Below are 14,370 nucleotides of genomic sequence, written 5' to 3' on the forward strand. Positions count from 1 at the left end.
CAATAAGTATCTCAAGGAGAGAGTATCTATGAGTAGCATTAATCCTAGTCCCCGTTATATTAGTAATTTAACTCGTGAAACCTACGCATTAATTTTAGCTGGAGGCCGTGGTTCTCGACTCCATGAACTGACCGACTGGCGAGCAAAACCCTCACTCTATTTTGGTGGTAAATTCCGTATTATCGACTTCCCGTTATCTAATTGCATTAACTCAGGGATCAGGCGTATAGGGGTGGTGACTCAATATAAATCTCACTCGTTAATTCGTCATGTTATGCGTGGTTGGGGCCACTTTAAAAAAGAACTTGGTGAGTCGGTCGAGATCTTACCGGCATCTCAACGTTACTCTGAGAATTGGTATCAAGGCACTGCCGACGCGGTATTTCAAAATATCGATATTATCCGCCACGAACTTCCCAAATACGTGATGGTTCTTTCGGGCGATCATGTTTATCGTATGGATTACGCGGGTTTGCTCGCTGCCCATGCTGAATCTGGTGCGGATATGACAGTGTCTTGCCTAGAGGTTCCCGTTGCCGAAGCGGCAGGGGCTTTTGGCGTCGTCGAGGTTGACGAAAACCATAAGATTCTCAGTTTTGAGGAGAAACCAGATGTACCAAAATATCTGCCAGATAATCCTGAGCATTGCTTAGCGTCAATGGGGAATTACGTATTTAATACCGAGTTCTTGTTTGAACAGCTCAAGAAAGATGCCATGAATGAAGGCTCTGATCGCGACTTTGGTAAAGACATCATTCCGTCTATCATCGAAGACCACCAAGTTTATGCGCATCCCTTTAAAAGTGGCTTCACCGATGGTGAGGCCTACTGGCGAGATGTGGGGACATTAGATTCATTCTGGCAAGCCAATATGGAGCTGCTGTCGCCGACTCCAGCGCTCAATCTCTATGATGCTAAATGGCCTATTTGGACCTTTCAAGAACAGCTACCTCCAGCGAAATTTGTGTTTGATGATGACGACAGGCGCGGTATGGCACTCGACTCTATCGTCTCTAGCGGTTGCATCATCTCAGGATCGACGGTCAGGCGAAGCGTACTGTTTAATGAAGTGCAAGTTTGCTCTTATTCTACGGTTGAAGGTTCCGTGGTGCTTCCCGATGTTGTCGTGCTTAGACATTGTCAGATCAAGAATGCCATTTTAGATCGCGGCTGTATTATTCCTGAAGGCACCATTATCGGTCACGATCATGAGCATGATAGGGCGCGTGGTTTTAGGGTGTCTGAAGGTGGCATCACCTTAGTGACCCGAGATATGCTTGGTTTACCGGTGGGATATGAATAATAAGACTGATAGGCAACCGATGAAAAGAGTGTTGATGTTAGCAGCCGAAAATGGCTTGCTTCCAGGGGCTAAAGTTGGCGGAATGGCAGATGTTATTCGGGATCTGCCTGGCGCGCTCTACCCACTCAATGTGTGCGTCGATGTTGCTATGCCAAGCTATGGTTTTTTGCACCTAGAAACGGCCTCAGTGAAGATTGCAACGATTACGTTGGCGTTTTATGGAGAGCCTTATTGGGTCGATCTCTATCAGGCGTCGCATCCCCAATTTCCTGAGTTAAATCTATACCTGTTTGATCATCCTCTTTTCGAGGATGGCGGTAATGTTTATAGTCCAAGCAGCGGAGATAGACCCTTTGCCGATGACGCGAATAAGTTCGCCCTATTTTGTGCTGCGGTTGCAGAAGGCTTAGTCACAAGCGTCTTATCGACGCCAGATTGTCTACATTTGCATGATTGGCACTGCGGCGTCATGGCATTTTTACGCGCCTGTTCGCCCTATCATCAACGATTGCAATCAATCCCCGTGGTGATGAGTATTCATAATCTGGCTATTCAAGGTACAAGGCCATTGACTCAAGAGCACTCTTCATTGCAAGCATGGTTTCCAACACTGTATCCGTTACTTGAGCCCGACAAACTCAAGTGCATTACAGACCCCCAATATCCGAACTGTTTTAATCCTATGCGCTGCGCAATTGTTTTTAGTGACAGGGTGCATTTAGTGTCACCTAGTTATGCTAATGAAGTGTTATTGCCATCAAATCATGACAAAGGTTTCTATGGTGGAGAGGGGTTAGAAAATGATTTAGCACTCAAGCAAGCTCACAAGGGGGTATTTGGTATTTTAAATGGTTGTGAATACCCTTTTAGTACGGAGAAAAAGCGTAAGGTTAGTGTTAAAAAAAACGTGGAGACTGGGGGGAGTGACGCGCTGAACATCTTACTCGATAGTGCCGAGCAAGCGATTCAGACGTGGTTAGCGGATCATGCTTATGTTCGTAGCGTGGATCAGATTGCGCTACTAACCCTTAATCGGCTTAGACGGTCTTGTTGTGGCAGTGTTGAACCTAGCCTTATTCTCACTTCTGTCGGCCGTTTGACCGAGCAAAAAATGCGGATCATGTGCTATCGAGATGCTTCTGGAGTGAGTACGTTGGCGAAGTTGTTATCTCAGTTGCAGAGTACAACGCCGAAAGGGGTGTTTATCTTGCTCGGAAGCGGTGATGAAAAGATTGAAGCCCAGCTAACTAAACTGGCTAGTAAATTTAACAACTTACTGTTTATTAATGGCTTTGACTTGCCTCTTTCACAGGCATTATATGATCATGGTAGCCTGTTCATCATGCCGAGTTCATTTGAGCCCTGTGGCATAAGTCAGATGTTGGCCATGCGTTCTGGGCAGCCTTGTCTAGTGCATGGTGTCGGTGGTCTTAAAGATACGGTGACAGATGGTGAAGATGGTTTTGTATTTACAGGGGAGGACTTGTCCGAGCAAGCCGATCAACTCTTAAACCGTTTTAATCAGTTGCAAGAGATGATGATGACGGCCAAGTGGCAACAAATCTGCGATAGTGCAAGCCAAAAGCGATTTAGCTGGCAGCGATCTGCGCAGCAATATGTTGACTTACTGTACCAGTTTTAATGCTATTTTATCTGTGAGTTAAAGTCTGTAGCCCATAGCTTATGGGCTTTGGGTTAGTGGCTCAGCTTTTGTTGCTCAGAGCTTGTCGAGCTGAGCAACTGTTGCTTTAGAGCAGCAGGGATGCGTCTATTTGATTAAATTGCTGCGCAGCATCGATGAGTGATTTTGCGGTCAGCTTGGGCACACCATACACTTGAGTTTCGATATTATGCTTATTGGCTATGTGTTCAAGCAGTATGGCAAAGTCACCGTCGCCTGAGAGTAAAATAATACTATCGACTTGACTGGCACTCTCCATGATGTCGATTGTGATCCCTACGTCCCAATCGCCTTTAGCGCTTCCATCGCTACGTTGGATAAAGGGTTTAAGTTTTACATCAAAACCTATGTGTTTGAGTGCATCTTGAAACTTTAGTTGACCATCATCGCCACGATGAATCGCATATGCATTTGCAGTGACTATCTCACCTTCATAACCTAAGTGTTGCCAGAGTTTACGGTAGTTAAATTGACGCCCGTAAGCTTCTTTACAGGTGTAATAGATATTTTGGACATCAACAAATATGGCGAGTTTTTTCAAGTGAAACCTAAGCGTGGGATAAGTTAGTAGAAACCATACAGCACCAGGAGCGAACAGTGAAGTTCTTATCCTAATTGGCATGAGTCGGCTAATGTGGGATTTGAAAATGTATCGGGCTTAAGGTCGATGTTGCATTAAACAAAGTTGCTTGCCTTTTGATACGTAGCGCTTGTAAAGCTGGCTTATCTCAGCCGGTATGTCAGCGCATTGCTCCGTCTTGGTTTCGCTACTCTCAAAGAACCTATGTTGTCGATAGAAGGCTGTAAGCTCTGGGAGTGAAAATAGGAAACTCGGTCTAGCGATAAGCTGCTCTTGTAGATTGGACATCAATTGATGGCCGAGTGCTTGGCCACGATAATGGGGATGGACCAGCATGCCCGTTACCAACTGATATTCGCCTATGGGTCTTAATCTTACTGCAGCGATGATCTGGTTACTTGGCGAACTTTCAGCATAAATCACCCCAACTAACTCTTTTTTATTGAGCCGAGCATAGGGCATAAAGCGGTTATAAAAACGAAAGGCGTCGGCGCGTATCGAAGGGGAAAGCCAGTGAAGTGTCAAGTGAATCCCTGTGGTTATTTTGGTTAAGCCTAGCAGAACTTTTACTTGGCATAAATTGTTTTAGTGACCTTGACTATTACGCCGTTAACCTTTTTTTGCGGAAACATATCGTGATGAGTGTTTTGTTCGCTGGGTGTTGGTTGGTTTTGTGTTTTAGTGGTTAATTAAAGGTTGCCTCATTGTTAGCGTTTATATCTTGTTGCAATTTAACGGTGATTTTTCTGTGATTTTTGCTCAGCTTTACACAGTTTTACCCTATTAGTGGTGATTTCTCTTTAAAATGTTGTTTAATTACAACCGATCATATTACTCGATGAATAATCCATAATGAAAAAAGCGCTGATTATAACCTCCCTTGTTATTGCAACCATCTCGTTAGTGGCGTTTAGCCAATTATCTCTGGCGGATAAGCCAGCGGATAAGCCTGCGAGTATGGTTCGAACCATTCCTGTCGTCAGTGCTCGGGTAGCTGAGCATGAATTGTCTCAACATCTCTCGCTTATCGGCAAACTAGAGGCAAATCGTTCGGTATTAGTCGCCGCGGAGGTGGCGGGTAAGATAAAGCAGATCAATGTTAATGCCAATGAGCTTATTAAGGCTAATCAGGTATTAGTGGTGCTAGAAGATGCAAAATCTAAGGCGAATGTTGCCGAAGCAAAAGCCTATTTAAATGATGAACAGAGAAAGCTAGCAGAGTTTCAAAGGTTAATAAGTAAGAATGCTATCACGCAAACCGAGATTGATGCGCAAAAAGCAGCGGTTGAAATAGCACTTGCTCGTTTACAAGCCGCGCAGGCTGATTTGGACTTTCATACCATTAGAGCGCCATTTTCGGGCACTGCAGGATTGGTCGATTTTAGCTTAGGAAAAATGGTGTCGGTGGGAAATGAGCTATTGAGTCTAGACGACTTGTCCTCTATGCGTCTTGATATCCAAGTACCTGAGCTCTATCTCTCTCGTTTGGACATTGGTATGAAAGTCACCGCGACAAATCGTGCTTGGAAGGGAGAAATTTTCACTGGTGAAATTGTCGCCATCGATCCTCGAATTAATCCAGAAACCTTAAACCTAAAAGTGCGAGTAAATTTCGATAATCATCAAGGCAAGCTAAAGCCCGGCATGCTGATGTCGGCTAATGTTGGCTTTGCTCCAGTCACAGAACCCGTTATTCCTGTGCAGGCGCTTGAATACTCAGGTACTAAGCGTTTTGTGTATGTGATTGACGACAATAATATTGCCCATCGTACACAAGTTACCCTAGGAGCGCGTATTGGGGATGAGGTGTTAATCAGCGCGGGTGTGGCTATTGGCGATAACATTGTTGTGCAAGGCTTAGTTAATATGCGTGACGGGTTACAGGTTGAGGATATCTCAGAGGCCAAATTAGCCGATAGTTCTGCGAAAGATGTCGATAGCCAGCGAGGACGCGGTTAATGTTACTTTCTGATGTATCTGTTAAGCGTCCGGTCGTTGCGATTGTATTGAGCCTGCTACTTTGTGTCTTTGGTTTAGTCTCTTTTACTAAGCTATCTGTGCGTGAAATGCCAGATGTAGAAAGCCCTGTCGTCACAGTGATGACGTTTTATAGCGGCGCCTCGGCGACGATTATGGAGAGTCAGATCACAACGGCGTTAGAGGATGAATTAACCGGGATTAGCGGTATTGATGAGATCACCTCAACGACCCGTAATGGCATGTCGCGTATTACCGTGACCTTTGATCTCGATTGGGATCTTACTGAAGGCGTGAGTGATGTGCGCGATGCCGTAGCCCGAGCTCAGCGCAGACTTCCTGATGAAGCCGATGATCCCATTGTTTCTAAGGATAATGGCTCGGGTCAGCCATCGGTTTATATTAATCTAAGTTCTTCTAATATGGATAGAACTCAATTGACTGATTACGCTGAGCGCGTATTGGAAGATAGGTTTAGCTTGATCACTGGCGTTAGCTCGGTCAGCATCTCCGGCGGATTGTATAAGGTGATGTATGTGCAATTAAAGCCTGAACTTATGGCGGGAAGGGGGGTTACCACTGCCGATATCTCCGCTGCGCTGCGCCGAGAGAATGTGGAAAGTCCCGGCGGTGAAGTGCGTAATGATACTACTGTGATGACGGTGCGTACTGCTCGTCTCTATCACCACCCAGAAGATTTCGATTATTTAGTGGTACGTACCGCGAGCGATGGCAGCCCAATCTATTTAAAAGATGTCGCCTCGGTTTTTGTGGGAGCCGAAAATGAAAACTCGACCTATAAAAGTGATGGCGTACCCAATTTAAGTTTGGGTATTGTCGCGCAGTCCGATGCAAATCCGTTGGACGTGGCGAAGAAGGTGCATGTTGAGGTCGATAAAATACAAAAGTTCCTGCCTGATGGTACCAAACTTGTGGTCGATTATGACTCGACGGTATTTATTGATCGCTCAATTAGTGAAGTGTATAGCACTATCTATATTACTGCCGCACTCGTAGTGTTAGTGCTGTATATCTTTATTGGTCAGGCGCGAGCAACGCTTATTCCTGCTGTCACTGTGCCAGTTTCACTTATCTCCTCATTTATAGCGGCAAACTATTTTGGTTTTTCAATTAATCTACTGACATTGATGGCGCTAATTCTGTCTATCGGTTTAGTGGTTGATGATGCCATTGTGGTTGTTGAAAATATTTTCCATCACATACAAAAAGGGGAACCCCCTCTGTTTGCCGCTTATAAAGGGGCGCAAGAGGTCGGTTTTGCCGTCGTGGCGACAACTGCGGTATTAGTTATGGTGTTTCTACCAATTTCCTTTATGGATGGCATGGTTGGGCGCCTATTTACTGAATTTTCGGTGATGTTGGCGATGTCGGTGATTTTCTCATCGATAGTAGCGTTAACCTTAACACCTGTACTTGGCAGTAAAATGCTTAAAGCTAATGTGAAGCCCAATCGCTTTAATCGCTGGATGGATTTGCTGTTCGCAAGATTAGAGTCAACTTATCGTGCTTGGGTGGTCAAAGCGGTGCGCCTGCGTAATTTCGCGCCGTTGGTGATCATCGCTTGCGTTATTGGTAGCGGTTTCTTATTGCAACAGGTGCCAGGTCAATTAGCACCTCAAGAAGACAGAGGCGTTATCTTTGCTTTTGTTAAAGGCGCCGAAGGCACGAGTTATAATCGGATGACTGCCAATATGGATATTGTTGAGCAGCGTTTAATGCCGCTACTCGACGAGAGAACGATTAAGTCTTTTAGTATTCAAGCGCCGGCATTTGGTGGCGTAGCAGGGGATCAAACCGGTTTTGTCATTATGCAGCTGGAAGATTGGGAGCACAGAGATATCGATGCTCAGCAAGCCTTAGGGATTGTTTCCAACGCGCTTAAGGGAATTCCCGATGTGATGGTGTTTCCTATGCTGCCGGGTTTTCGAGGCCAGTCGAGTGAACCGGTTCAGTTTGTCCTAGGTGGCTCCGATTACAATGAGCTGTTTAAGTGGGCGGAGAAGTTGAAAGAGGAGGCGAATATCTCGCCGATGCTCGAGGGTGCTGATCTTGATTATGCCGAGACAACCCCAGAACTGGTTGTCACTATCGATAGAGTTCGCGCAGCAGAGCTTGGTATCAGTGTAGCCGATGTCTCTGAAACACTCGAAGTCATGCTAGGCGGACGTAGCGAGACCACCTTTATTGAGCGCGGCGAGGAGTATGATGTCTACTTGCGGGGCAGTGAAGATAGCTTCAATAGTGTGGCCGATCTGAGTCAAATTTATATGCGTTCCTCTAAAGGCTCGCTGATTTCTCTTGATGCGATCACCCATATTGAAGAGGTGGCTTCGGCCCATAAACTGAGTCATACCAATAAGCAAAAATCGATCACCTTAAAGGCTAATTTAGGCGAAGGCTATACATTGGGTGAAGCACTTGATTTTCTTGACGATAAAGCGATTGAGATGTTGCCGAGCGATATTTCGGTGAGTTACACCGGTGAGTCTAAAGATTTTAAAGAAAATCAAAGCAGCGTGATGATCGTTTTTGGATTGGCGTTGTTAGTCGCCTACTTGGTGCTCGCGGCTCAATTTGAAAGCTTTATCAATCCTATGGTGGTGATGTTTACCGTTCCTATGGGGGTATTTGGTGGTTTCTTGGGCTTATATCTCACAGGGCAAGGCCTTAACCTTTATAGCCAGATCGGGATGATCATGTTGATTGGTATGGTGACCAAAAACGGCATCTTGATTGTGGAGTTTGCGAATCAGCTTCGCGACAAAGGCAGCGATATTGAACAAGCCATTATCGATGCTTCTGCGCGTCGTCTACGCCCTATCTTAATGACCGCTTTCACTACGCTGGTTGGTGCTGTGCCACTGATTTTTTCAACCGGTGCAGGCTCTGAAAGTCGAATCGCTGTGGGGACAGTGGTCTTCTTCGGGATGGCATTTGCGACTTGTGTAACGCTATTTGTTATCCCTGCCATGTATCGATTGATATCGGGTCACTCGCAATCGCCAGGATTTGTTGAGGCTCAGTTAGAGCAAGCGATTAAAGCGCGGCAATCCTAAGGGGTGGGTGATATAGAGATGTTTTGCTCCTTTATATCACCTGCTTTATCCCGTTTTTTATATTTTACTACCATAGAAACAATGGGTTATGTGTATTTGATTTTATTGAGAGACAAGGTTTTCTCTGTTTCTAAATTTCTTTATTATTTTTATTTTGTTCGTTCCATTCACTCCATCCCTGTAGGTCAGATATTGTGAATGTCTAAATAGCAGCGAATTGTTTATCAACACGAAAAGCACGAAGGTTTAAAGAACGGTTAAAAGGACAAGGATAGAAAACAAAACAGCCGACTAATGTCGGCTGTTACTTTCCTCTAATTGGTATTACTTATTCATTCGCTTGTATTTTAGACGATGTGGTTCAATCACATCAGTACCCAAAGTTTCTTTGAGCCAAGCAGAATATTCGGTGTAGTTACCTTCATAGAAGTTCACTTTTCCTTCATCGCGATAGTCCAAAATATGAGTCGCGATTCTATCGAGGAACCAACGGTCATGGGAGATAACCATGGCACAACCTGGGAATTCAAGCAGGGCTTCTTCTAAAGCACGTAAGGTTTCAACGTCCAAATCGTTCGTGGGTTCATCGAGAAGTAATACGTTGCCGCCCGCTTGTAGCAGTTTAGCTAAATGGACTCGGTTACGTTCACCACCTGATAGAGTGCCAATGATTTTTTGTTGATCGCCACCGCGGAAGTTAAAGCGACCGACATAGGCACGACTTGGGATTTCAGTATTGTTGATGCGCATAATATCTAGCCCACCCGAGATCTCCTGCCATACGGTATTTTTGTCGTTCATCGAATCACGGAACTGATCGACTGAGGCTATTTGTACCGATTCACCCAATTCCACGCTACCACTGTCTGGTTGCTCAGTGCCAGAGATCATCTTAAACAGGGTCGACTTACCTGCACCGTTGGCACCAATAATACCGACGATAGCGCCTTTAGGTACCGAGAAACTTAGATTATCGATTAATACTCTATCGCCATAGGATTTAGTCAGATTATTAACTTCGATGACTTTGTCACCCAAGCGAGGTCCTGGCGGAATGAACAGCTCATTGGTTTCATTACGCTTTTGGTAGTCGTTGGTATTAAGCTCTTCAAAACGTGCCATACGGGCTTTGCCCTTAGATTGACGGCCCTTAGTTCCTTGACGTACCCATTCGAGTTCTTTAGCGATAGTTTTTTGTCGAGCGCTCTCGGTCGCAGATTCTTGTTTAAGGCGAGCATCTTTTTGCTCTAGCCATGAAGAGTAGTTACCTTCCCACGGAATACCTTCACCACGGTCGAGTTCTAAGATCCAGCCTGCAGCATTATCGAGGAAGTATCTATCGTGGGTGATTGCCACAACGGTGCCGGTGTAATCTTGTAGGAAACGCTCAAGCCAAGCCACCGATTCGGCATCTAAGTGGTTGGTCGGTTCATCCAGAAGTAACATATCTGGCTTTTCGAGCAGTAAGCGACAGATTGCGACACGGCGGCGTTCACCACCCGATAACACTTCAATCTTCTCATCCCAATCGGGTAGGCGTAGTGCATTGGCCGCACGCTCAAGAATATTATCAAGATTATGAGCATCTTGCGCTTGAATAATTGCTTCTAGCTCACCTTGTTCTTTGGCTAAAGCATCAAAGTCGGCATCGGGCTCGGCGTAAAGTGCGTAGACCTCATCTAAACGAGTAAGCGCTTGTTTTGCTTCAGATACCGCCTCTTCAATCGCTTCTCGAACGGTTTGTTGTTCATCGAGTTTGGGTTCTTGTGGCAGGTAACCAATTTTAAGGTCCTGCATCGGACGTGCTTCACCTTCGATTTCGGTATCAATACCAGCCATGATACGAAGAAGCGTAGATTTACCTGAACCATTGAGACCGAGAACACCGATCTTGGCACCAGGGAAAAAACTTAGGGAGATATCTTTAAGGATCTGCTTTTTAGGTGGAACAATTTTGCCCACACGAAGCATGCTGTATACAAATTGAGCCATGACAAATTTACTCGCTGACGAAACAATGATGGCAATTCTACTTCAATCGAGTTTGAACTTAAATCGGATTTTAGGTGATTGATTTACCATGCAGTTGTAAATCGACACCTCGCGAGATTATTGTTTAGTTTGGGGCTTAATATAAAAGTGGTTAACATTTGTTTAGCGTAATGTCGTGGACGAATTGTGGCGTACCTAGGGCTTGGGCTCAGCTTTATAAAGCGGGCTCAGACAGTATGGAGGATGATCATGACGATGAGATTGAAGGTGGGGCGAGGAAGTTCTTCTATGATCGCCTGACCAATAAAGAGTCTTGGAAATATGATGATAATGATTTGGTATGAGTTGGAGTCATGCCTACTTGGCTGCAACTCGCTTTCCCCTATTAAGCTGGAATAATCATTAAAAATGATCACCGTTTTGTTGAAAATACGAAACAGTGTTTTTTACCAAGCGGCTGTAAAACATTACTTTTATGGCTTGAAAAATAATAGCCCTGCTAAAACAAGCCCTCAATGCCCCAGTTTGCTAAATGGCGCTGCTTTGCTGAGCATTTCTCACCGATAACCGCAAGTAATTTCATGTTACAAACGCTGGGATTGTGATCAATTGCACTGTAGAATACCGCGCAACCCTACTTATAAGACTTTACAGCTGGAGTGACCAATGCTGAAAAAAGAGATGAATATCGCTGACTTTGATCCACTACTGTTTCAAGCGATCCAGGATGAAACTCGTCGTCAAGAAGAGCACATCGAGCTTATCGCTTCAGAAAATTACACCAGTCCTCGTGTGCTAGAGGCTCAAGGTTCTCAGCTTACCAATAAATATGCCGAAGGCTACCCAGGTAAGCGTTACTACGGTGGTTGTGAGTATGTTGATATTGCTGAAGAGTTAGCTATCTCTCGTGCTAAAGAGCTTTTTGGTGCAACTTATGCCAACGTTCAGCCTCACTCTGGTTCACAAGCGAACTCAGCTGTGTTTATGGCACTACTTCAAGGCGGTGATACTGTACTGGGTATGAGCCTTGCCCATGGTGGTCACTTAACTCACGGCTCGCACGTGAGCTTCTCTGGCAAGCTTTATAATGCGGTTCAGTATGGCATTGACGAGACGACGGGTAAGATTGATTACGCTGAAGTTGAGCGTCTCGCTGTTGAGCACAAACCTAAAATGATTATCGCAGGTTTCAGTGCTTATTCTGGCATTATCGATTGGGGTAAGTTCCGCGAAATCGCTGATAAAGTAGGTGCTTATCTGTTTGTCGATATGGCTCACGTTGCAGGCCTCGTTGCTGCGGGTATCTACCCAAATCCATTACCTCATGCTCACGTTGTTACTACGACAACCCATAAGACGCTTGCGGGTCCTCGTGGTGGCTTGATCTTATCAGCATGTGATGATGAAGATATTTACAAGAAGCTAAACTCTGCGGTATTCCCTGGTGGACAAGGCGGCCCGTTGATGCACGTTATCGCGGCTAAAGCGGTAGCCTTCAAAGAAGCGCTAGAGCCAGAGTTTACAGCTTATCAAGAGCAAGTGGTTATTAACGCCAAAGCAATGGCAAAAACCTTTATCGAACGCGGTTATGATGTCGTGTCTGGCGGTACCGATAACCACCTGTTCCTGCTTGATTTAATTTCTAAGGATATTACCGGTAAAGATGCAGATGCGGCACTTGGTCATGCCAATATTACGGTAAACAAGAACTCGGTACCTAACGATCCTCGTTCACCATTTGTCACTTCTGGTCTGCGTATTGGTTCACCCGCCATCACTCGTCGGGGCTTTAAAGAAGAGCAAGCGATTGAGCTAACGAACTGGATGTGTGATGTGCTTGATGACATCACTAACCAAGATACTATTGAGCGCGTGAAGAATCAGGTGCTTGAATTGTGCGCTAAGTTCCCTGTTTACGGTTAACCTTAAGCTTTAAATCAGGTAAACTTCGATGGCCGCTACTGATGTTAATATTAGTAGCGGCCATTTTTGTTTCTAGCGTTGCAGCTCATTGCGAGGTTAGATGATGACTTAACGACTTTCCGCCGGAGGCTCAATGTATTGTCCGTTTTGCAGCGCAACCGATACTAAAGTGATCGACTCTCGCTTAGTTGCCGATGGCCATCAGGTTCGTCGTCGCCGTGAATGCTTAGAGTGTCATGAACGATTTACGACTTTTGAAGGCGCTGAGCTGGTTATGCCTCGAGTCGTAAAACAAGATGGCAGTCGCCAGCCTTTTGATGAAGATAAGTTACGTGGCGGTATGTTACGTGCTGTAGAAAAACGTCCCGTCTCTATGGATGAGATTGAACAAGCGCTCACTAAAATAAAATCGACACTGCGTGCGACTGGCGAGAGAGAAGTGACCTCAGAGATGATAGGTAACCTGATGATGGATCATTTAGTTCATCTTGATAAGGTCGCTTATATTCGCTTTGCCTCTGTCTATCGTGCTTTTGAAGATGTCTCTGAGTTTGGTGATGCGATTGCAAAACTGCAAAGCGCTAAATCGAATACCTAGATCAACTGAATAAATCCTTTCTAGTATATTGCGTGGATAACGGCTGATGCCTTGGTCAAAATTTGATATAGAAATGATGGCAAAAGCCATCAAACTTGCGCGTAAAGGACTTTACACTACTCGCCCTAATCCTAGTGTTGGCTGCGTGATCACCCTCGCTGACAAGGTTATTGGTGAAGGTTATCATATTACTGCTGGTGGCCCCCATGCCGAAGTGCATGCATTGAAAATGGCTGGCGAGTTAGCACAAGGGGCTACGGCTTATGTCACTCTTGAACCGTGCAGCCATTATGGACGAACGCCACCATGTGCTGAGGCATTGATTAAAGCGAACGTCGCCAGAGTTGTTGTGGCTGTTACCGATCCTAATCCGCAAGTGTCGGGTCGCGGGATCCAGATGTTGCAAGGAGCTGGAATCCAAGTCGATGTCAATTTACTTAAAGAGGAAGCGGCGCAGCTCAATCTCGGGTTTATGAAGCGCATGTCAACGGGCTTACCTTGGGTGAGCATTAAGCTTGCCGCGAGTATCGATGGGAAAACGGCGCTGTCAAACGGGGTCTCAAAGTGGATAACAGGGGCCGAAGCCCGCCGTGATGTACAGCGAATGCGCGCTCGTCACTGCGCTGTGATCACAGGGGTTGATACTGTGCTAGCCGACGATCCGAGTATGAATGTTCGTTATCACGAGCTGGGGTTTGTTGCAAACAACTTACCGCCCGAGTTGCTAAAACAGCCTTTAAGGATAGTGCTTGATAGTCGAGCACGATTAACTGGCAATGCTAATATTTTTACTATTGAGTCGCCCATATTATTAGTGTCGTGTGAGCCGTATTCTGCACAAACGCAGGCGGCTTGGCCTTCACATGTTAGCCATCTGCAACTCGATGCTGTCGATGGTAGGGTGCCACTAAAAGAGTTACTCAGCCTCTTAGGGAAAGGTCATTTAGGCAAAGAGTATAATTCGGTGATGATTGAAGCTGGAGCGACCCTTGCCGGTGCTTTTATGGCTGAGCACTTAGCTGATGAATTAGTGCTTTATCAAGCGCCAAAGATTCTCGGTAGTCACGGACGTAACCTTATCCATTTACCTGACTATACTGAGATGGCTCAGTTGCCCACGCTTGCGTTAATGGATCAACGTAAGATCGGCTCTGATACGCGTTTTACATTTAATTTAGCGCCAATCATATAAGTAACGTATCGGCTAATATGTTTGCTATAAGCGCACAAAAATAAGTA

The 14,370-nt window shown here is 45.4% G+C and carries 11 protein-coding genes; 8 read left to right on the top strand and 3 right to left on the bottom strand.

What is annotated here, in order from left to right:
• Positions 1-28: 28 nt before the first annotated feature.
• Positions 29-1,303 (top strand): glucose-1-phosphate adenylyltransferase, encoded by a 1,275-nt coding sequence (gene glgC, locus K0I62_RS05105; protein ID WP_220070424.1) that lies wholly within the window; start codon positions 29-31, stop codon positions 1,301-1,303.
• On the top strand, positions 1,296-2,945 hold the full coding sequence (locus K0I62_RS05110) for a glycogen synthase (RefSeq protein WP_350354797.1): 1,650 nt from the start codon (positions 1,296-1,298) through the stop codon (positions 2,943-2,945). The genes glgC and K0I62_RS05110 overlap by 8 nt, the downstream gene beginning before the upstream one ends.
• A gap of 106 nt (positions 2,946-3,051) precedes the next feature.
• Here the strand turns inward: K0I62_RS05110 and K0I62_RS05115 are convergent, their stop codons facing one another.
• Both K0I62_RS05115 and K0I62_RS05120 read right to left on the bottom strand, forming a co-directional pair.
• On the bottom strand, positions 3,052-3,525 hold the full coding sequence (locus K0I62_RS05115) for a LabA-like NYN domain-containing protein (protein ID WP_220070425.1): 474 nt from the start codon (positions 3,523-3,525) through the stop codon (positions 3,052-3,054).
• 117 nt (positions 3,526-3,642) lie between these two features.
• Positions 3,643-4,089, bottom strand: coding sequence for a GNAT family N-acetyltransferase (locus K0I62_RS05120; protein WP_220070426.1), 447 nt, complete (start codon positions 4,087-4,089; stop codon positions 3,643-3,645).
• A 327-nt stretch (positions 4,090-4,416) separates the two neighbouring features.
• Between K0I62_RS05120 and K0I62_RS05125 the strand changes: the two genes are divergently transcribed.
• Both K0I62_RS05125 and K0I62_RS05130 read left to right on the top strand, forming a co-directional pair.
• Positions 4,417-5,523: an efflux RND transporter periplasmic adaptor subunit gene (locus K0I62_RS05125; RefSeq protein ID WP_220070427.1), complete on the top strand. Its 1,107-nt coding sequence runs from the start codon at positions 4,417-4,419 to the stop codon at positions 5,521-5,523.
• A complete protein-coding gene (locus K0I62_RS05130) occupies positions 5,523-8,618 on the top strand; it encodes a multidrug efflux RND transporter permease subunit (RefSeq protein ID WP_220070428.1) in 3,096 nt (1,031 codons plus the stop codon). Before K0I62_RS05125 ends, K0I62_RS05130 begins: the two co-directional genes overlap by 1 nt.
• 324 nt (positions 8,619-8,942) lie before the next feature.
• Here the strand turns inward: K0I62_RS05130 and ettA are convergent, their stop codons facing one another.
• Positions 8,943-10,610 carry an energy-dependent translational throttle protein EttA gene (gene ettA, locus K0I62_RS05135; protein WP_220070429.1) on the bottom strand — a complete coding sequence of 556 codons (1,668 nt, stop codon included), beginning with the start codon at positions 10,608-10,610 and terminating at the stop codon, positions 8,943-8,945.
• Positions 10,611-10,780: 170 nt separating this feature from the next.
• Here ettA and K0I62_RS05140 point away from each other — a divergent pair, with 170 nt between their 5' ends.
• From K0I62_RS05140 to ribD, 4 genes are all read left to right on the top strand, one after another.
• Positions 10,781-10,954: a hypothetical protein gene (locus K0I62_RS05140; protein WP_220070430.1), complete on the top strand. Its 174-nt coding sequence runs from the start codon at positions 10,781-10,783 to the stop codon at positions 10,952-10,954.
• A 322-nt stretch (positions 10,955-11,276) separates the two neighbouring features.
• Positions 11,277-12,533 carry a serine hydroxymethyltransferase gene (gene glyA, locus K0I62_RS05145; RefSeq protein ID WP_220070431.1) on the top strand — a complete coding sequence of 419 codons (1,257 nt, stop codon included), beginning with the start codon at positions 11,277-11,279 and terminating at the stop codon, positions 12,531-12,533.
• A 133-nt stretch (positions 12,534-12,666) separates the two neighbouring features.
• Complete coding sequence (gene nrdR, locus K0I62_RS05150; RefSeq protein WP_220070432.1) at positions 12,667-13,131, top strand: transcriptional regulator NrdR; 465 nt, start codon at positions 12,667-12,669, stop codon at positions 13,129-13,131.
• A gap of 46 nt (positions 13,132-13,177) precedes the next feature.
• Positions 13,178-14,323, top strand: coding sequence for a bifunctional diaminohydroxyphosphoribosylaminopyrimidine deaminase/5-amino-6-(5-phosphoribosylamino)uracil reductase RibD (gene ribD, locus K0I62_RS05155; protein WP_220070433.1), 1,146 nt, complete (start codon positions 13,178-13,180; stop codon positions 14,321-14,323).
• Positions 14,324-14,370 lie beyond the last annotated feature (47 nt).

Origin of the sequence: Shewanella psychrotolerans (assembly GCF_019457595.1) — a bacterium.
GTDB classification, from domain to species: Bacteria; Pseudomonadota; Gammaproteobacteria; order Enterobacterales; family Shewanellaceae; genus Shewanella; species Shewanella psychrotolerans.